Annotated in this window: 16 protein-coding genes; 4 read left to right on the top strand and 12 right to left on the bottom strand. The window is 74.3% G+C overall.

Annotated features, from left to right (window positions below):
- Positions 1-519: 519 nt before the first annotated feature.
- A complete protein-coding gene (locus AB0M30_RS26320) occupies positions 520-1,461 on the bottom strand; it encodes a lysyl oxidase family protein (RefSeq protein WP_364588500.1) in 942 nt (313 codons plus the stop codon).
- 162 nt (positions 1,462-1,623) lie between these two features.
- Here AB0M30_RS26320 and wecB point away from each other — a divergent pair, with 162 nt between their 5' ends.
- Complete coding sequence (gene wecB, locus AB0M30_RS26315) at positions 1,624-2,799, top strand: UDP-N-acetylglucosamine 2-epimerase (non-hydrolyzing) (RefSeq protein ID WP_364588498.1); 1,176 nt, start codon at positions 1,624-1,626, stop codon at positions 2,797-2,799.
- Here wecB and AB0M30_RS26310 read toward each other — a convergent pair.
- On the bottom strand, positions 2,769-4,079 hold the full coding sequence (locus tag AB0M30_RS26310) for an NAD(P)/FAD-dependent oxidoreductase (protein ID WP_364588495.1): 1,311 nt from the start codon (positions 4,077-4,079) through the stop codon (positions 2,769-2,771). The two genes, wecB and AB0M30_RS26310, sit on opposite strands and share 31 nt — an antisense overlap.
- A gap of 4 nt (positions 4,080-4,083) precedes the next feature.
- Positions 4,084-4,914 carry a glycosyltransferase gene (locus AB0M30_RS26305; RefSeq protein WP_364588492.1) on the bottom strand — a complete coding sequence of 277 codons (831 nt, stop codon included), beginning with the start codon at positions 4,912-4,914 and terminating at the stop codon, positions 4,084-4,086.
- Positions 4,915-5,229: 315 nt separating this feature from the next.
- On the opposite strand from AB0M30_RS26305, the gene AB0M30_RS26300 reads away from it, so the two are divergent.
- Both AB0M30_RS26300 and AB0M30_RS26295 read left to right on the top strand, forming a co-directional pair.
- Positions 5,230-6,660 (top strand): exopolysaccharide biosynthesis polyprenyl glycosylphosphotransferase, encoded by a 1,431-nt coding sequence (locus tag AB0M30_RS26300; protein ID WP_364588489.1) that lies wholly within the window; start codon positions 5,230-5,232, stop codon positions 6,658-6,660.
- Positions 6,642-8,036, top strand: a complete 1,395-nt coding sequence (locus AB0M30_RS26295; RefSeq protein ID WP_364588486.1) for a putative glycoside hydrolase family 15 protein — start codon at positions 6,642-6,644, stop codon at positions 8,034-8,036. The genes AB0M30_RS26300 and AB0M30_RS26295 overlap by 19 nt, the downstream gene beginning before the upstream one ends.
- Positions 8,037-8,167: 131 nt before the next feature.
- On the opposite strand, the gene AB0M30_RS26290 is transcribed toward AB0M30_RS26295, so the two are convergent.
- The 9 genes from AB0M30_RS26290 to AB0M30_RS26250 all read right to left on the bottom strand — a co-directional run bounded on the left by AB0M30_RS26290 (position 8,168) and on the right by AB0M30_RS26250 (position 18,437).
- Positions 8,168-9,298: a glycosyltransferase family 4 protein gene (locus AB0M30_RS26290; RefSeq protein WP_364588484.1), complete on the bottom strand. Its 1,131-nt coding sequence runs from the start codon at positions 9,296-9,298 to the stop codon at positions 8,168-8,170.
- Positions 9,295-10,404 (bottom strand): glycosyltransferase, encoded by a 1,110-nt coding sequence (locus tag AB0M30_RS26285; RefSeq protein WP_364588481.1) that lies wholly within the window; start codon positions 10,402-10,404, stop codon positions 9,295-9,297. The genes AB0M30_RS26290 and AB0M30_RS26285 overlap by 4 nt, the downstream gene beginning before the upstream one ends.
- Positions 10,401-11,825, bottom strand: a complete 1,425-nt coding sequence (locus AB0M30_RS26280; RefSeq protein ID WP_364588478.1) for an oligosaccharide flippase family protein — start codon at positions 11,823-11,825, stop codon at positions 10,401-10,403. The genes AB0M30_RS26285 and AB0M30_RS26280 overlap by 4 nt, the downstream gene beginning before the upstream one ends.
- A complete protein-coding gene (locus AB0M30_RS26275; RefSeq protein ID WP_364588475.1) occupies positions 11,822-12,991 on the bottom strand; it encodes a glycosyltransferase 87 family protein in 1,170 nt (389 codons plus the stop codon). The genes AB0M30_RS26280 and AB0M30_RS26275 overlap by 4 nt, the downstream gene beginning before the upstream one ends.
- A 534-nt stretch (positions 12,992-13,525) precedes the next feature.
- Positions 13,526-14,380 (bottom strand): hypothetical protein, encoded by an 855-nt coding sequence (locus tag AB0M30_RS26270; protein WP_364588469.1) that lies wholly within the window; start codon positions 14,378-14,380, stop codon positions 13,526-13,528.
- The gene (locus AB0M30_RS26265) at positions 14,377-15,432 is read right to left on the bottom strand and encodes a glycosyltransferase (protein ID WP_364588466.1); all 1,056 of its coding nucleotides are present in this window, start codon (positions 15,430-15,432) and stop codon (positions 14,377-14,379) included. The genes AB0M30_RS26270 and AB0M30_RS26265 overlap by 4 nt, the downstream gene beginning before the upstream one ends.
- A complete protein-coding gene (locus AB0M30_RS26260) occupies positions 15,407-16,642 on the bottom strand; it encodes an O-antigen ligase family protein (RefSeq protein ID WP_364588463.1) in 1,236 nt (411 codons plus the stop codon). The genes AB0M30_RS26265 and AB0M30_RS26260 overlap by 26 nt, the downstream gene beginning before the upstream one ends.
- Positions 16,639-17,604 (bottom strand): polysaccharide deacetylase family protein, encoded by a 966-nt coding sequence (locus tag AB0M30_RS26255; RefSeq protein WP_364588460.1) that lies wholly within the window; start codon positions 17,602-17,604, stop codon positions 16,639-16,641. The genes AB0M30_RS26260 and AB0M30_RS26255 overlap by 4 nt, the downstream gene beginning before the upstream one ends.
- Entirely contained in the window at positions 17,601-18,437 is an 837-nt protein-coding gene (locus tag AB0M30_RS26250; protein ID WP_364588457.1) for a hypothetical protein, read from the bottom strand. The genes AB0M30_RS26255 and AB0M30_RS26250 overlap by 4 nt, the downstream gene beginning before the upstream one ends.
- Positions 18,438-18,863: 426 nt before the next feature.
- Here AB0M30_RS26250 and AB0M30_RS26245 point away from each other — a divergent pair, with 426 nt between their 5' ends.
- Positions 18,864-19,232, top strand: coding sequence for a hypothetical protein (locus AB0M30_RS26245; RefSeq protein ID WP_364588455.1), 369 nt, complete (start codon positions 18,864-18,866; stop codon positions 19,230-19,232).
- The last annotated feature ends 103 nt before the right edge of the window (positions 19,233-19,335 follow it).

Genomic DNA, 19,335 nt, shown 5'->3' with positions numbered 1-19,335 from the left:
GAGCAACGCAAGGTCCGCTGGCAGTTCACCACCGACGACGCACGCGTCAAACTCCGCCACCTATACCCCAAGAGTTAGCCGCGACACGCTACTAGGTGGGGCGGTCGGCTGGCCGCGGCGGCTCACCCCGCCTGCGGCGGCTCACCCGGCCGGCGACGGCTGGCGGCTTCCGGAGGCCGCGGCAAACTGTCGGTGCCTTCCGGTAGCGTGGAAATCGGGGGCGGCGCCCCAACGGCGCAGGCCGCGGGCTCCCAGCCCGCCGAGCATCGCGAACCGGCCGCCCGAGCCCCAGAGCCTTCGAGCGCGGCGGCGGCGTCCAGCCGCACGGCCGGCGGCTCAGGCGCATCGGGGCCGTCCCGGGCAGCTGTTTGACCACCGGCGCGACCGGCCTGACCGCCGTGTTGGTCGACTCCACTCACCCGCGCGCCCTCACCGGGCCGAGCCCGGTTGACCGGCGCAAGCTCGGCTTCAAGCGTCACTTGAACACCGACGCCACCGGCATCCCGCACGACCGGCGGCTCAGGCGCAGCGGGGCTGTCCCGGGCAGCTGCGCAGCAGCTTGACCACCGGCGCGGCCGGGATCGTCCCGTCCGATCCCGGCATCCCCAGCGGCCACGCGATGGCCAGGGCCACGGCCGAAGAGTTGTTGCCGTAGTTCGTCTCCAGCAGCGTCCGGTCGGCGTTGACCGTGTTCACCAGGTCGTACGTGCCCGTCGGGACGTGGGTGATGTCCAGCCACTGGAAGTCCACCGAGTACTTGTAATCGTCGCCCGCGCCGACCGAAATCCCCTCGAGCACCTCGAGTGCCGTGGGTTCGTGATGGCGGCACATGTTGCCGCGCAGTTTTTCGGCGAGGTCGGCGTCTGCGCCCGTGTCGCCCGGCACGTTCTTCAGCCGGTCGACGTCGTGGACCCGGAAGCGGTCGCCGAGGCAGAAGCCGTTCTTGCGGTCGGTGACCACCGTCTCGCCCTGCCGGGACACCAGCGCGAAGTGCTCGAAGTTCATCAGGTGCCAGTGCTGGTGGGCGAGAGCCGGCTCGTAGTACGTGAAGGCCCCGGTGGCGCGCTGCGCCGCCGCGTAGCTGCCCGGGATCGAGCCGTCCGTGCCGTTGCGCAGCGCCTGCCGGACCGTCATGTTGTCCTGCTTCGTGCTGTCGCGGCGGCCGTACAGCAGCAGCGGCCCGTCGCCGACGTTCTCCTCCGCGCTGGTGAACCGCAACCGGACGGCCTTCGCCACCGACGGCGTGACGCAGCGGCCGTTGGGGGCGGCCGGGTCGACCACCGGGCACACGTCCCAGGCGGTGCACAGCGGGAGTTCGCCGGAACTGCCGCCGGCGCACCCCGGCACGGCCTGGCGGAGGTCGGGGAGCAGGAGGTTCGGGGCGGCGTCGGCACGGGGAGCGGAGGCGGAAACGGTGGCCGAAAGCGCCACGAGCGCCAGTACCGCGAATTTCTTCAGCAAGAGCGGGCCGTCCTGTCCGGTATTCCGATCGGCCCCATCTTAGGGCGTCCGCAATTCCCCGGTGCGACACCGCGTCGTCACACGATCGACTGAGTCGCGCCCGGTTTCGCGGTTCCGGTGAGTAGCGTGCGGCGAACTCACCGCCCGAAAGGACCGCACCGCATGTCGACGACCACCGCAGATTTCCGTGCCGCCACCGGGAGCTCCCCGGCGGTGCGGCCCGCCGGAACGGGCGGGATCACGCTGGTCTGCGGCACGCGGCCGGAACTGATCAAGCTCGCCCCGCTGATGCGGGTGTTCGGCGACGAGTGTGCCGTCGTCTACACGGGACAGCACTACGACCGCTCGCTGTACGCGCGCATCCGCGCGGACCTGCCGCCGTCCGACCGGTTCCACGAACTCGGCGTGGGCGCCGGCCGCCGCGGCGGCCAGCTCGGCCGGACGGTCAGCGCGGTCGACGAGGTCCTGGCGGAGCGGCCCGGCCGGGTGGTGGTCGTCCAGGGCGACACGACGTCCGCGCTCGCCGGCGCGCTGGCGGCCAACGCGCACGATCTGCCGCTGGTGCACGTCGAAGCCGGGTTGCGCAGCCACGACCGGGCGATGCCCGAGGAGCACAACCGCGTGCTGATCGACCACCTCGCCGACCTGTGCTGCGCGCCGACCGAGCTCAACCGCGCCCACCTCCTGGCCGAAAACGTGCCTGACGAACGGATCGCCGTCACCGGCAACACCGTCGTCGAAGCACTGCAGGCCGCGCTCCCGTCCGCCGAAGACCGGCGGGCGGTGCTGGCCGCCCGCGGCCTGGAGCGGGACCGGTTCGTGCTGGCCACGATCCACCGCCCGGAGAACGTCGACGACGCCGGCCGGCTCGCGGTGATCCTGCGCGAACTGGGCCGCCTGCCGCTGCCGGTGGTGTTCCCGCTGCACCCCCGCACGGCCAAGAGCGTCGAGCAAGCCGGCCTGCGGCACCTGCTCGAGCCGCTGGTCGAGCTGGAACCCCAGGCCTACCCGGCGTTCCTCGCGCTCGCCGCCGAGGCGGCGGTGATCGTCTCGGATTCCGGTGGCATCCAGGAGGAAGCGAGTGTCCTCAAGCGACCGGTGGTCGTGGTCCGGCGCAGCACCGAGCGCCCCGAGATCGCCGGCACGTTCGGCACGCGGGTGCTGCCGGGGCCCGGGATCGGCCCGGAGGTGGCGCGGTGGCTCGACGACGTGGCCGGCCACCGCGAGCGCCTCCGCCACCTCCCGTCACCGTACGGCGACGGGTCCGCCTCCGCCCGGATCGTGACGGCGCTCGGCGCCCTCCTCGATCAGCGGGCCGGTTCGGTGACCGCGGGCTGATCCGCCACCAGGGCGACGACGTCGTTCGCCAAGGCGACGCTCGAGTTCCAGCTCGTCACGTCCGGGTAGACGTGGGCGGTGGTGGCCAGCAGGAGGCCGGTGCCGTCCACGGTCACCGGTGGCCGCGCGGCCAGGTACCCCAGCGGGTACACCGGTTCCACGAACGGCGCCTTGAACACCCGCACCTCTTCGATGCCGTCGGCACCGAGCTCCGGGTACAGCCCGCGCAGCTGCGCCGACCAGCGGGCCGCGATCGCGGTGTCGTCGTCGAGGTACAGCTGCGAGTCGCGGTCGGTGTAGTGCATGACGTACACGAGGTGGCGGCCGTCGCGCGGGCCGGCGAGCGCGGACATCGCGACGACCCCGTCGAACTCCGTGCCCGAGTGCAGCACCGGGGTCCAGTAGTGCTCGGTGACCGGCTGCCGGAGGAAGAACACGCCGGTGACCACGCCCTGGTAGGGCAGATCGGTCACCGGTAGCCGGGCGGCGAGCGCGTCGTCGGCGATGCGCCGCAGCAGGGGCAGCGGCACGGTGGAGATCACGTGGTCGGCGTCGAGGACCTCGCCGCCGGTCAGGGTGAGGACCGAGCGGCCGCCGGTGCTGTGCAGCCGGCGGACGGGGGTGGCTGTCCGCACCACCCCGCCGGCCCCCTCGATCGATGTCCGCAGCCCGTCGATGATCGTCTTGTAGCCGCCGTCCGGATAACCGCGGGTGGCGACGTTGCGCTCGCGGCCGAGCCGCTGCCACAGGTACAACGCCGGAACGTCCCCGAAGGACGGCCCGAACTTCGAGCCGAACATCGGCGCGAAGAGCCGCTCCCAGACGACGTCGCCGTAGAGCCCGCGCAGCCAGTCCTCGGTGCGCAGCGTGTCGAGGTCGCGGCCCCGCCCCAACCGGCGCAACAGCAGCGAAACCACGCCGAAGCGAACGCGGTCGTGCAGCCGCAGCGGGGAGAAGCGGAGCAGGTCGAGCGGGGAGTTGAACGGGTGGCGGCGGCCCTCGACGACCATGCCCATCGTCGTTTCGCGCCACCGCACCGCGTCCCGGAGACCCAGTTCGCCCAGCAGCGCCAGCAGGCTCGCGTCGGACGGCATGATGCAGTGGTAGAAGCGCTCGACCCACTGGTCGCCGTGGGCGAAGAAGGTGCCGAGGCCGCCGAGCTGGTCGCTGCTTTCCAGCAGCGTCACGCGGGTGCCGCGGCGGACGAGGCGGTGGGCGGCGGCGAGGCCGCAGATGCCGCCGCCGATCACGGCGACGTGCGGGGAGTCGGGATGGGTCACCGGGTCACAGCTTCCGGTAGGGCGCCGGGCTCAGCCGGTCGCGCACGAGCAGTTTCAGGTATTGCACGACGGTCCGCCGCAGCTTCAGCTTGCTGGGTCCCTGCTTGCGGTCGTACCGCAGGGCCAGCGGGACCTCGGTGATCACCGGGCGGCAGTGGCGCAGCTTGAGCAGCAGCTCCACCATGCAGGCGAAGCCCTGCTCTTCGATGAGCCGCTCGCCCCAGTGGGCGGAGGCGCGGGCCAGCAGCGACGCGCGGTAGGCGCGGTAGCCGCTGGTGAAGTCCCGGACGCCGTCGACGTCGAGGGTGCGGTGGAACAGCTGCGCCGCGCCACGGGAGAGCAGCCGCCGCCCGAAGGGGGCGGTCCGGTCGTCGCCGCCCGGGACGAACCGGGAGCAGATGGCGACGTCCGCGCCGGCGGTGATCTCCGCCTGCAGCGCGCGGATCAGTTCCGGGTCGTGCGTGTCGTCGGCGTCCATCACGACGACGACGTCGTCGGGACCGGCGTCCTCCAGCGCCGCCCGCAGCCCCGACTGCACCGCGCGGCCGAGCCCGAGGTTCACCACGTGCCGCACGACGCGGACGTCGAGCCCGCCGTAGCCCGCCTCGGCCACGGCGACCGTGGCGTCGGCGGAACCGTCGTCGACGACCCAGACGGTGACCTGCTCGGTGCGGGCCACGTCGGCGAGCCGGCGCAGCAGCGGCGGCAGGGACGCTTCTTCGTTGAACGCGGGCAGCACGACGTGCGCCCGCCCGCCGGTCCGTGCCTCGGTGGGATCCGGACCGCCGCGGTCCGGTTCGGACAGTGTGGCCAGGGTGGTTTCTTCGAGCGCCACGGTTCCCCTCGTCTGGTAGTCCTCGTATTTGGGCCGTCACCCGTCCGGACTCGGGTTTGGTGCGGCCGTCCAGTCCTATTCGGCTATGTTGTGTGGTTTCTTTAGTGGCCCCGGAAGTCCCCCGGAAGGATGCGCGTCATCGGAACTACTTGGTGTTTCCTGAAATCACCGGATCGGGTTCGCTGGACGCCCCGATCGAGTGCATTTCTGGGCTTTCAAGGAAAAAATCACCCGATCGTGCCGGTGTTGCCTCGAATGGCTGAGTCGTGAAGAAAGCGAGAATGGAATCCTCATGTCAAGCAGAGGTCGAGACCGGTGACTGAACTCAGAGACACGATCGTCACCGAAGCGGTGCCGGCGCAGCGGCGGATCCGGCCGGGCGACCGGCCGCGAGACGCCGTCCGCGCCCGCCCGCTGCTCGCCCGGATCAACGCCGTGGCCGTGCTGCTCGTCGCCGTCGACGGCGCCGCCTGGCTGGCCGCGGTGCTGCGGACCGGGCCCGGCCCGGCGTGCGCGGCGGTGACCGCGGCGGCCCTCGCGGGCGCCCGGGTGGCCGGCCGCGTCCACCGCCGCCGCCTCTGGCTCTCCTGGCTGCAGGACCTGCCGCGCTCGGTCACCGCCACCGCGCTGGCGTTCGCGCTCGTCACCGGCTTCGGCCTGCTGGCCGGGATGGACGGCGACGCCACGGCGCGGATGCAGGAGCTGGTCCTCTGCTTCGCCGTGCTCAGCGAAGCGGCCCGGCCGGCGGTGTTCGCGTTCGGCCGGTGGGGACGGCGCCGGCTGCGGCGCTGCGACCGGGCCGTCGTGGTGGGGGCCGGCCGGATCGGCGGCGAACTGGTCCGCACCATGCTGGAGCACCCCGAGTTCGGGCTGCTGCCGGTCGGCGTCGCGGCGTCCGGCCCGGAGGCGGTGCCGCCCGGCCTGCCGGTCGAGCGGATCGACGGCGACCTCGCCGGGGCCATCGCCCGGCTGCGCGCGGGCACGGTGATCCTCGCTCCGGCCGACGACCGCGAAAGCGCGATCGTCGACGCCGCCATCACCGCGCACCGCCTCGGGTGCGTCACCCTGGTGCTGCCGCACCTGTTCGAGCTCTGCCCGGACGGGCCGGGCGTCGACCGGCTCCGCAGCTATCCGCTGGTGTGGCTGGGCGGCGCGCCGACCCGGCGGCCGAGCTGGTGGGTCAAGCGCGCCGTCGAGACGGCGCTGGCCGCGGCCGCGCTCGTCGTCCTCGCGCCGGTCATCGCGGTCTGCGCGCTCGCCGTCGCGGCGGAGAGCGGGTTCCCGGTCTTCTTCCGGCAGGTGCGCGTCGGGATGGACGGCGGCACGTTCGTGCTCTACAAGCTGCGCAGCGTGCGGCAGGCCGCCGTCGACGATTCGCAGACCCGCTGGTCGGTCGTGGGCGACCACCGCGTCGGCCCGGTCGGCCGCTTCCTGCGCCGGTCCTCTTTGGACGAACTGCCGCAGCTGTGGAACGTCGTGCGCGGGGACATGTCGCTGGTCGGCCCGCGGCCGGAGCGGCCGGTGTTCGTGCACGAGTTCTCCGCCGTCCACGACCTGTACTGGGCCCGGCACCGGGTGCCGACCGGCCTGACCGGCCTGGCGCAGGTGCACGGCCTGCGCGGCGACACCTCGATCGCGGACCGGGCGCGCTACGACAACTACTACATCGCGAACTGGTCGTTGTGGCTCGACGTCAAGATCATCATCCTCACGGTGGGAGAACTGCTGTGCCGAAGGCAACGCTGATGCGCCACCACCCGGTGGCGTGCTGGACGGCCGCGTTCGTGCTGCTGGCCGGCTGCCTGGCCGGCTGCCTGGCCGGCTGCGTCGCCAGTTCGGCGCAGGACCTCGCGGCCCCGCCGCCGAAGCCGCTCGCGCCCTGCGCGTGGTGGTACGGGATCGGCCAGCCGCCGACGGCGCAGGAGATCGAGCTGGCGGCCAAGCGCTACCAGGTCGTCGTGCTCAACGCCGACCAGGGTGCGGCCATGCGCCGCCTGCACCAGCTCAACTCGCGGGTGAAGGTGCTGGTGTACAAGGACCTGTCGAGCACGCGCAACTACCCGGGCGCGGTCGACGGCGGCCAGGACGCGGTCTTCCTGCCGAGCGGGATCGGCTACGTCGCCGCCCAGGAGCACCACCCGGACTGGTTCGCCCAGGACGTCAACGGGCGGCGGATCGAGTGGCAGGGCTACCCGCGGCACTGGCAGATGACGGTGTGGAACCCGGACTACCAGCAGGCCTGGACCGACGCCGTCGTGGCGGAGGTGAAGCGCGAGGGCTGGGACGGGGTGCTCGCGGACAACGACTTCAACTCCCTGAGTCACTATTCGTCCGCGGTGCTCGCGGGCACGGCGAACGTCGCGGAGACCGATCGCAAGCTCCGCGACGGCCTGGACGCGTTCCTGGCCAAGGCCGGCGACGCCCTCACGAACGCGCAAAAGCTCCTGGTGCCCAACGTGTCCGAGACGCACCTGGTGCCGGGCCGCTGGACCGCGCACTCGCGCTTCGGCGGCGCGATGGAGGAGAACTTCGGTTTCCGCGAAGACGGCGGCACCGGTGGCCTGCTGACCTTCCGCGGCAACGAGTTCCAGGAGCTGCGCGCGCAGGCCGCACTCGGCGAGTCCCTGCTGCTGCTGGTCACGCGGACGCACAACGCGCGCGAGGAGCGGTCCGGCTACGCGAGCGCGGCCCTGCTCGCCGGGCCCCGCACGTGCTGGACCCGCGCGACCACCGACGACTACCGCGACCCGGAGTGGTCGACGTTGCAGGATTCCGGCCTGGGCGAGGCGATCGACGCGGCGAGCCGGCTGGCCAACGGCGTCTGGACCCGGACGTTCACCCACGGCTGGGTCGCGGTCAACACGACGGCGTCCACCCAGACGGTGGTGCCCCCGGAGGGCCTGGTCACCCCCGGCGCCCCCGCACCCACCGCAACCCCCACCCCGACCCGGACCACACCCCCCACCCGGACCTCGGCACCCACCTCGACCCCGGCTCCGCCCCCGCTCACCCTCCAAGCCGCGGACGCGGCCGTCCTGGTCGACCCGCAGCAACTCGTGAAGCGGGGAACCTGGCGGATCACCCGCGACGAGCTCCGGATCGGCCGCCTCTGGGCCCGCTGACTCGTGTCGTCCCGCCAATCACGCGAGTTGACCTCCCAATCACGTGAGATGCCCCCTCGATCACGCGAGTTCCGCCTTGGATCACGCGGAGCCCGGTGCTCGGAGGGGCATCTCGCGTGATTGGAGGGGCATCACGCGTGATTGGCGGGACGACACGACCTGGTCAGCTGGTCGTAGAGGTCCAGGTGACGGCGGGCGCAGGGCTCCGGGCGGTAGCGGGCGTGGGCGCGTTCGGCGAGGAGCCGGCCCAGGCGGGCCGGGTCGGGCTCGGCGAACAGGGCGCGTAGGCGGTCGGCGAGGGCCGGGACGTCGCCCGGTGGGGCCAGGAACGCGGGGGCGCCCGGGACGTCGAGCATGGCGGGGACGCCGCCGGTGGCCGTGGCCAGGACCGGCTTGCCCGCGGCCATCGCTTCGGCCACCACCAGCGGCTGCTGCTCCATGGTGGACGGCAGGACCAGCGCGTCGGCCCCGGCGAGCAGGGCGGGGACGTCCGGGCGGAAGCCGAGGAACGTCACACGCCCCGCCAGCGGCGGCTGCCGCGCGGCCCGTTCCGCCGCCGCGCGTTCCGGGCCGTCGCCGACCACCGTCAGCCGCGCGTCCGGAGGCAGCACGCCCGGCAGCGACAACGCCGCCAGCAGGTCGAGCACCCCCTTGCGCTCCACCAGAAGCCCGGCGAAGACGAGGTGCCGCACCGGCCCGCGCGGCGGAGACGGCTCAGCCGGGGAGACGCAGTTGTCGACGTGCACCAGCCGCCCGGCGGGCACCCGCAGGCGACGGCGCAGGAAGGCCCCCATCGCCTCGGCCGGCACGATCGTCCGGTCCAGGACGCGGGCGACGACGGCGTCCCCGGCCAGCACCGTCCGCGTGTACGCCGACGGCCCGGCGGCCCCACGCGCGCCCCGGAACCACGGCTCCGCGACGTCGTCGGGCACGCCGTGGTAGGTCTGGACCAGCGCCGGCCGGGCGCCGCGGGCGAACCGCAGGCCCGCGATCACCAGCCCCGCGCGCCGGTCCTGGGCGTGCACGACGTCGGGCCGCCACGCCCGCAGCGCCGCCCGCGCCCGGCCCGCCGCCGCGAGGTCTTCCTTGTCGGCCACCGAGAGTTCCTCGTGGTGACCGTCGAGCAGCGCGGCTCCTCGCGCCGGCACGGGACCGAAGACGCGGACGTCGTGACCGCCGTCGGCCAGCGTCGCGGCGAGCCGGACGGTGACGTCCACCGGACCGCCGCGGTCCTGGGTGAGCAGATAGGCGATCCGGGTCACGAGAGGCGCTCCGACGGGGTGAGTTTGTCGACGAGGGCGGCGATCTGGTCGGTCATCCGCCCCCGGTCGAAGGACAGTTCGGCGCGGCGGCGGCCGCGTTCGCCTTCGCGCCGGGCCAGCCCGGGGTCGGCCAGGCGCGCGGCCACGGCGCCGGCGAGCCGTTCGACGTCGCCGGCCGGCAGCACCGCGCCCGCGTCCGCGACGCTCTGGCGCATCCCGCCGACGTCGAACGCGACGACCGGCCGCGCGCACGCCATCGCCTCCAGCGGCACCAGCGCCATGCCCTCGGCGCGCGAGGGGAGGACGACGACGTCCGCGGCGGTGTACCAGGCCGCCGGCTCGTCGGTGTGCCCCGCCCAGCGCACGGACGCGTGCCCCGCCACCGGGTGCCGCTCGCGCCACACCGGGCCCATCGGCCCGTCGCCGGCGAAGACGAGCCGCGCGTCCGGCAGCCGCCGCAGCACCGCGGGCCACGCCGACAGCAGTTGGTCCTGGCCCTTGAGCTCGGCGAGCCGGCCGAGGCAGACGGCGATCGGCGCGTGTTCGGGCAGCCCGAGCCGCCGTCGCGCCGCGGTCCGGTCGCCGGGGACGAACCGGGTGGTGTCGACGCCGTTGCAGACGACTTCCGCTTCGGCGGTCACCCCGGCGGCCCGGCCGGCGGCCAGTTCGTCGTCGCTGACGCACACGACGAGGTCGGTCCACCGCGACGCGAGGCGTTCCCAGGCGGCGGACGCGCGGCGCAGGGCGCCGCCGGCCGTCTCGAAGGACCACAGGTGCGGCTGGAACACCGTGGGGCGGCCGCCGCGCACGGCCAGCCGGCCGGCCAGGCCGGCCTTGGAGCTGTGGAGGTGGACGACGTCGGGGTCGAGGTCGGTCAGGAGCCGCCGCAGCCGCAGCGCCTCGGCGACCGAGCCGGGACCCGGCGCGCGGCGCGCGGCCCAGCCACGGACTTCGAGGCCGAGTTCCCGGGCGCGTCCGGCGAGCCAGCCGGACGGCGGGCAGACGATCGTGACGGCCCAGCCGCGGTCCCGTTGCGCCACGGCGAGTTCCAGCACGACCACGGCGACCCCCGCGGTCACCGGCTGGGAGACGTGCGCGAGCTTCACCGCAGACCACCCCGGCGCAGTTCGGCGAGCGCGCGCCGCTGCAGCAGCAGGGTCGCCCCGGCGTACCCGGCGACGAGGACCGCGGCTTCGGCCACCACGCCCGGCAGCGAGTCCCCGAACCACCGGCTCAGGACCACCGCCGGCACCGCGCCCGCCGCGCAGGCGAGCGTGACGCGGGCGAACATCCCGCCCAGCTCCGCCACCGGAGGCGCCACGCCGAGCCCCGCCAGCACCCGCCACGCCGCCGGTACCACCAGCCACGCCGCCCCGCACTGCACCAGCGCGACCGCCCCGATGCCGGCGTGGGTCAGCATCGCGAGGCCCACCGCGAGCAGCACCAGGTGCGTCGTCTCCAGGGCCAGATAACGCCGGACGTGCCCGGTCGCCTTCACCGCCTGGTACCAGATCTGCAGCAGGCAGATCCCCACGCCGTAGCCGGAAAGCAGCACCAGCGGGCCGGCCGCGCCCGCCCACCGCTCGCCCAGCAGCACGACGTGGCCGGCGAGGACCGCGAGCGCCAGGTACAACCCGCCCGTCACCACGAGCACCGCGCGGGTGAACCGGGTGACCGCCCCGCCGAGCGGCGTCCCCTCGCGCCGCAACCGCGTGAACACCGGGAACGCGACCGCGCCGAGGACGACCGCCACCATGATGTACGGCACCCAGGCGAGCCGGTAGGCCAGCGAGTAGACGCCGACCGCGTCCGGCCCGAGCCCGTGCCCGACCGCGAAGTAGTCGAGGTTGACCAGCAGCGCGCCGACGACCGCCGCCGGCCCCACCACGGCCACCCAGCGCAGCACTTCGCGCGCCGCCACGGGATCCCAGCACGGCCGGACCCCGCCGCGGGCCAGCGCGCCGAGCAGCGGTTGCGTCACCGCCGTGACCAGCAGGCCGAGCACCAGCGACACCGGCCCGGCACCGCACGCGGCGAGCACGACGGTCAGCACCGCGCCCAGCACCGCGCTCCCGCCGTCGGGCAGCAGCCGTCGCCGGAAGTCGAGCTCCCGGTGCATCAGGCCCATCTGCACCCCGCCCGCCGCCGAAAACGGCAGGCCGAGCGCGGCCAGCCGGACCAGCCCGGCGGCGTCCGGCGTGCCGAGCAACGCCGTGAGCGGGCCGGCCGCGGCCACCAGCGCGACGGCCAAGGCGAGCCCGGCGCCGACGCTCAGCGTCAGGACCGTGCCCGCCGTCCGGCGCGGATCGCGCTCGGTGCGGCCGATGACGTCGTAGACCCCGATCGACTGGACGACCTGGCCGAGGTTCACCAGCGCCACCGCGAGCGCCACGGCGCCGAGCTGGCCCTCGGTGAGCAGGGCGGCCAGCACCAGCGTGACCAGCATCTGGCTGCTCTTGCTGACGAGGTTGACCACGCCCAGCCACAGCGAGCCGCGGACCGCGCGGGTCCCGAGCGCGGCCGTCACGCCGGACGCACCCGGCGGGCGGCGGCCACGGCGAGGCCCCACGCGACGACCACCGCGACCCCGTCCACGGTGACCGCGACCCGCGACCCGAGCACCGAGCCCACCAGAGTGTCCACTGTGTACAAATGGGCGAAGGGGACGGCGAGCGCGAGGACGGCCAGGCCGGCCGCACCCCAGCCCGGCTCGCCCCGGTGGCGCCACCACAGCGCGGCCACCACGGCCATCGCGGGGACGGTGATCAGCACGTCACCGGGCTGGTGCACCACACAGACCACCACGGCGAGCAGGGTCAGCAGATCGGCGATCGGCGCCTTCGCGGTCCGGACGAGCAGCGCGCTCGTCACCAGCACAGCGGCCAGGACCACCAGTTCGACCCCGGAGGGGACCCACCCGGTGACCCGGAACAGCACCGCGGCGACGTCGATGCGTTGCGCGGTCACGGAATCGACGGCACCGTAGTCGGTACCGCGGGCGTGGGTGAGGTTCGCGACGACGACGTCGAGGAACGGCCCGATGCCGCCGCCCCGCACCACGAGGAGCACGACGACCGGCAGGCTGGCGGCCGCGGCGATGGCCGTGCCGAGCAGGGCGACCCGCCGCGAGCCGCGGGCGAACAGCAGGACGGCCAGCGGGAAGCCGTACTGGGGCTTGAGCCAGGCGAGCGCGAGAGCGGCGGCCGCCCACCCGGGCCGGTCGCGCCGGGCGAGCAGGGCACCGGCCGCGCCGAGGGCGACCAGCGGGTTGATCTGGCCGACGTAGAGCTGTGCCTTCCCGACCTGGCTGGTGACCAGCAGCGCGGCGACGACGACGGTGGTGACGCTGAACGGCACCGGAACGTACCGCCGGACGGCGTGCGCGGCCAACGCGGCGAGCGCGACGAGCAGCAGCAGCGAGAACAGGGTGAACGCGACGGCGCCGACGCGGTAGCCGGGCAGCGCGAACGGCGCGTGCAGCAGGAGGTGGTAGGGCTGGTAGAGGTTGAAGTCCTGCCGCACCGGCCAGCGCCCGACCATGACGGCGGGGTCGTAGGGGTTGCCGCCGCCGAGGAATTCGCGGATGGGGAAGTAGAGGGCATCCCGGAAGTCCTGCAACCGTTCCTCGCCGACGACGGCGGGGGTGGGGAGCGGGACCTGCCACGAAGGGGAGATGGCGTGCCAGGTGCTCACGGCTCCGGCGAGGGTCGCGAGGAGGAGGACGAGACGCTGCTTCGGAGACAGGCTTGCGCCGCGGGTGAGGGCCGCGAGGAGGGCCGGTCGCCGGCCGGGATTGGCGGCGGTGTCTCGCTGCGAGGCACCGCCGCGGCCGATTCGCCGGTGGCGCCCGGTGGTGGTGGGGGGAGTGTCGGTGTCTTGTCGCGAGGTCATGCCTGCACCTCCGCTGGGCAGGGGGCGGGGCGTGTTGGGCTGGGCGTGGTTGCCGTGCCGGGAAGCGTGGGTTGCGAGGTCATGCCTGCGCCTCCGTCGGGCAGGGGGCGGGGCGTGGTCCGCGGGGCGTGGACACCGCGTCGGGAAGCGTGTCTTGCCGGGCGTTCATGCCTGCGCCTCCGTCGGGCAGGGGGCGGGGCGTGTTGCGCTGGGCGTGGTCGCCGTGCCGGGAAGCGTGTCTTGCCGGGCGCTCATGCCTGCACCTCCTCTGGGCAGGGGCGGGACGTGTTGCGCTGGGCGTGGTTGCCGCGCCGGGAACCGTGTCTTGTCGGGCGCTCATGCCTGCACCACCGCCACCAGCACCGCATCCGCCGGCAGCACACCCACCGTCGCGGTCAGGTCCGCCTGGTCGCGTCCCGCCGCCGTCACGGCCACCACCGAGGCGCCTTCTCCGTGCTCCTCCGGCAATCCCGCCGCCAGCTTGGCCGCCGTCTCGGTCAGCTCCGGCGTCACCGGCAGCACCCGGACCGGCCGGCCGGCCGCGCGGCAAAGCACCGCCAGCCGGTCCGGCGCCGATGGGTCGTCCTCGCGCAGGACCGTCACCGGGCGGTGCACTCCCGCCGCCGCCAGGGCCCGGCGTACCGGGCCCGGGCCGGCGCCGCGCGGGGTCAACCGGCGCAGGGCCGCCGTCGCCAGGCCGGCCGCGACCGCGGCGACCAGCGCCAGCCCGCCCACCAGCGGCACGTCCGGTGCCACCGTGAGCACCTCCGGCCGCGCGTCCAGCGTCCGCAGCTTCCCGGCCGGCGCGAGGAGATCCGCGTCGATCATCGCCTTGCCCAGCGCCAGCGCCGTCGCGCCGGCCTGCTCCGGCGAGGCCGCGCGCACCGACAGCCGCGCCAGGCCCGAGGCCGGGACCAGCTCGACGGACACGTGCCCGGCGAGCTCGTCGGGGCCATACCCGGACACCGGCGCCGCCGCCGCCAGCACCGACGGGCTGCGGGCCAGCTCGACCAGCGCCGGCAACGCCAGCGAAACGACCTCGCCGTAGGGAGCGCCGTCCGCCGCGGCGGGGCCGGCGAGCAGGCTCACCCGGCCCTGGTACTCCGCGCCGCGCGTCAGGCCGACGATCAGCACGAGGGCCCCCACCAGCAGCGCCACGGCGACACTCGAGACAACACTGCGGTACTTCATCGGGCACCTCGGAGCAACTCGTCGTAGGACTTCATGAGCGGGTGCGGGTCGTAGTCGCGTTCGATGGCCCGGATCCCTTCCAGCGCCGTGGTTTCCCGCACCGCGGGGTCGAACAGCAGCGTGGTCAGCGCCGCGGCCGTCGCGGCCGGATCCGCCGGCGGCACCACGATCCCGCCGCCGCCGGCCAGCACCCCGGCGATCCCGCCGACGTCCGTCGCGACCACCGGCCGGCCGGCCGCCATCGACTCCAGCACCGCCAGCGGCAGGCCTTCCCAGTCGCTGGTCAGCACCGTGACGTCGGCCGCGGCGAGCAGGTCCGGCACGTCCGCGCGGGTGCCGAGGAACTCGACCCGGCGGCCCAGCTCCTGCGCGCGCCGCTCCAGCTCCGGCCGCAGGCTGCCGTCGCCGGCCAGCCACAGCACGGCGTCGCCGCCGACCGACGCCCAGGCATCGAGCAGCACGTCGTGGCGTTTCTGCGGTTCCAGCCGCGCCAGGCAGAGTGCGACCGGCGTCCGCTCGGGGACGCCGAGGGACGCGCGGATCTCCGCGCGGCCGAACACCGGCGGCCTCGGGAACACCGCGTTGCGGATCACCACCGGACGCTCCAGCCCCGACGCCGCCAGCCGGTCCGCGGTCGCGGTGGAGACCGCGACGACCCGGCCGGACGTGCGGCGCAGGATCCGCGCCGCCGCCGGGTAATCCGGCTCGGCGACGCCGTGGAAGACGGTGACCGGCCGCCGCCGCCCGGGGGCGAGGGCGAGGCGGGCCACCAGGCTCGCGCCGACGTTGTGGGCCAGCACGACGTCGGGCCGGAACCGCGCGATCGCGCGGCGGGCGGCCCAGGCCGCCTTCAGCACCCCCGCCTTGCTGCGGCGGGCGAGCGGCACGGGGAACACCGGCGTGCCGGCCGCGGCCAGCGCGTCGGCGCGGAAGCCCCCACCGCCGGCGACGGCGGACACCCAGCCGTAGTCCTCGCCGCGGGCCACCATGCCGGCCACGAGCGTCTCCGCCCCGCCGGCCCCCATCTCACTGATCACGTGCAGCACCCGCATCGGCGCTTCCCTCTCCTTCTCGAACCCGGGTTTCGGCCGCGACGGCGAGCGCGGCCAGCGACCACAGCGGCAGGTAGTACTGCTCGGACAGGAACGTCGAAGTCACCAGGACGGCCAGCAGCGACGCCTGGATCGCGACCGCTTCCGTCCGCCGGGCGCCGGGGCCCACCCGCCGGACCGTCCGCTCGCTCGCCACCGCGGCGGTGGCGACCACCCCGGCGAACAGCGCGAACCCGGGCAGGCCGAGTTCGGCGGCGACCTCGAGGTACATGTCGTGCGCCACCGGGGTCTGCTCGTCGACCTCGGCGTTGTGCGACTCGGCGGCGTAGTGCTCGCGGAACCCGCCGGGGCCGACGCCGAGCACCGGGTGGGCGGTCAGCATCCGGGCCGCCGCCTGCCAGCGCAGTTCGCGGGTGTCCACATTGGACGCGGCGATGAAGGTCTTCTCCTGCAGGGCCCGGTCCAGCTGCGGCCCGGCGAACGCCCACGCACCCAGCCCCAGCCCGGCGACCGCCACGGCCGCGGCGGCGAGCAACCGCCACGGCAGCACCCCGCGCAGCAGCAGCCAGCCCACCGCGGCGGTCAGGCCGAGCGCGCCGCCGCGGGAAAACGTCGCCGTCGCGCCGGCCACCAGGACGATGCCCGCGGCGGTCAGGACGGCGGCCCGGCCCCGGCGGTGCAGCGCCGCGAGCAGGGGCACCGCCGCGACGAGGAAGTAGGCCAGGTCGTTCGGATCCGGCTGCGGCCCGCTCGCGCGCGCTTCGCCCTCGGCGACCAGGGCGTAGAGGGCACCCGCGCCGGCCGCGGTCGCACCGGCGGCCGCCGCGAGCAGCAGCCACCGGATCGGCACCTCCCGGCTCGCGACGTCCGCGAGCGCCGCGGTGACCACCAGGAACGGCAGCCAGCGCACGGTGTACTCCGCGGTGAACGGGCCCGCCGCGTGCGCGGACGCGGTCGCCGCCAGCACGACGGCGAGAAGCGCGAGGACGGCGTACAGCGGAGTCGGCCGGGGCGCCTGCCGGCGGCGGATCCGCACGGCGAGCCAGACCGCGGTCAGCAAGGCGGGCGCGACCTTGCCGAGCTGGCTCTGCACGGCCGTCAGGTAGCCCTCGACCGGCGCCAAGCCGACGGTCGCGCACGCGAGGACCCGAAGCAGGGTCGTCTCGAGGTTTTCGCGCCGGGCCGGCCGGACGACCGCAACCAGGGTCATCTTCCGGCGTCCAACCGGGTCACCGGCCGGGTGCGCCGCACGGCCGTCCGGCTGACGTACTCGCCGGTGCCGACGACGTCGAAGTGCTCCCGCAGCGCGGAAAGCACCCAGCCGAGCCAGGCCACCTTCCGCGCACCCGGTGCCGCCATCCCGGGGAAGAACTCCATACCGGGAGCGTCGGCCGCGCCGAGGACGTCGGTCGGGTGCAGCAGCAGCGAAGGCGACACCCCGCGGACGAGGCAGAGCCGCAACGCCGTCCGGAAGTACGCCCGGGCCAGCCGCGGCGAGATCGCGTGCAGCTGCAGGAGGTACGAACCGTGGATCGGCGTGCGCAGCAGTGGCATCGTCGTCACCGGGAGCTCGACCAGCGCGCTGCCCGCGCACGTCTGCCAGCGGTAGGCGTGCACCGGCGCGAGCACCCGGGAAACCCCGCCGAACAGCTCGCCGAGCCCTTCTTCCGCGGCTTTCGCCGTGCGGTTGTGGTACGCGCGGGCCAGCGGGCCGATCCACGTCGGCAGCGTGCTGGCGTCGTAGGCGTAGCCGCGTTCGGCGAGCAGCTCGACCAGATCGCGCGTGACGCTGTAGCCGGGGCCGCGGAACCCGCTGGGCCGGGGCGCGCCCGCGGCGGTGATCGCCTCCTCGGTCCGGCTCAGCTCATCCTCGAGCCGCTCGCGGGAGTAGCGGTGCAGCCAGGGTTCGTGACCGAAGGAGTGGTTGGCCACCTCGTGCCCGGCCGCGGCGATCTCGGCCACCGCCTTGGCGCCGTCTTCGCGCACGACGTCGGCGCCCACGACGAAGACCGTCGTCGTCAAGCCCTGTTCGCCGAGGATCTCCAGCAGCCGCGGTACCGCGGACGGCAGGAAACTGGGCCGGTCGCGCCAGCCGGGATCGCCGTGGGTCTTGAGGTAGGCCCACAGGTTGTCGAGGTCGACCGAGACGCTCGCGAGCGGCCGCGGGGTCACGCCGCTTCCCCCGCGAGGGCGGGCGCGCCGGCGCGTGACTGCAGGCCGAGCAGCAGCACACCGCCCACGACCACGGCGAGGCCGGTGGCGACCCACGCCCCCTGCCCGGCGACGACGTGGTCGCCGAGGACGGCGATGCCGGTGACCGACGCGAGCACGATCGTCGTCGCGTCGGCGGTGGCCACGACCGCCGCCGCCGGCCCGCGCTGCAGGGCGGCCGCCATCGAAGCCTGGCCGAGCACCGCGGCCGCCAGCATCAGCCAGGTCAGCGGATTTCCCGGCAGGGCGAGGAGATCGAGGTGCGCGAGGGTCCGGCTGGCGACCGCCACGACGGCGAACGCGACCCCGGACACGACCGCGGCCGGCAGGAACGTCCCCGCCCGGCCCGCGGGGATCATCGCCAGCCCGGTGCCGAGCACCACGACGGCCAGTGCGGCGACCCCGGCGGGCGGGAGATCGGTGGCGACCGAGGCCGACGACGACCCGGCCAGCACGACCAGCCCGGAGGCCAGCAGCACCAGCGTCATCGCTTCCCCGGTGCGGATCCGCCACCCGAGGACGAGCACCCCGAACGCGGTCGCCAGGCCGATCGCCGACGACGACGCGGCCTGGACCAGGTACAGCGGCAGGGACGCCCGCGCGAAGAACGCGAGCGCGAAACCGCCCAGCTGACCGGCGAAACCCAGCAGGTACAGGCGATCGGCGGCGAGCCGGGCCAGCAAGCCCAGTCCCGCGCCCGGCCGGTTCCCGGCCCGCCGCGCGGCGACGCTCTGCGCGACGATCCCCACCGCGTAGAGCACCGCGGACGCCACGAGCACCGCGTAATCCACCACGAACGACTCCTCACGTCCCGCCCCGCGTACCGGGTGACCCGGCAAAGCGTAGGAACGCGGAAGTGGCTTCACTTTCGAAGGATGGGGTTCGGGAATTCGTCACGCTCCGACACTGATCCGCGCTGGTTCGGCAACCCCAAAGCGTGACGCACCGCAGTGTCTCGATCGGCGGAACACGTGGCGTAGCAACGGTTCGTTGATCACCGGCGCCGGCTTCCGGCCGACATCGTGGTTCGCCTCCGGCAGGCCACCCGTTCGAGCTACACGAACCCCGGTCAGGGGTTCGCGGACCCCACACGATCGGTTAACCGGCTGGAACGCCCGGCGGGCCGTCAGTACGTTTTTCCCACCGAGGCGGAACACTTCGTTGAATACCGCCTTGGCAACTGTCTTGTCGAAGACAATTGTCTTATCGAGGGAGAACCCATGCTGAAGAAAATCGGCTTCGTCGCCGCCGCCATGGCGGCCGGCGCATTCGTCACCGGTGGCATCGCGTCCGCCGGGACGCCGGACGAAGAGCACGGCCACCACCACGGCAACTACGGCTACGACCACACCAGCCAGGTCGGCCTGGTGAACCTGGACAACACCGACGTGCTGCACAACGTCGAGGCCACGGTCGGGCTCTGCGGCAACGACATCAACGTGCTCGGCGTCCAGGTGCCGATCCACGACTCGCTCAACGGCATCGGCGTGCCGGTCCTGTCGCCGGGCGCCAGCGAGGCGAGCGGCGAGTCGCCGTACAACTGCGCCTCCAGCGGGCTCGCCGACGGCGGCACCAGCCAGGGCGAGTGACTTTCCGCTCCGGCGGAATGAATGGTTTTCCGGAAATGGCGCAGCCTCGGTTCGCGCCGTGAAGTATCGCCCCGGAACCGGGGCGGGCAGTTGAGGAGTTTTT

This window comes from Amycolatopsis sp. NPDC051716 (assembly GCF_040681595.1).
Classification (GTDB): domain Bacteria; phylum Actinomycetota; class Actinomycetes; order Mycobacteriales; family Pseudonocardiaceae; genus Amycolatopsis.
Note: the sequence above shows the minus strand (reverse complement) of the source record. Positions and strands in the feature narration are given on the sequence as shown.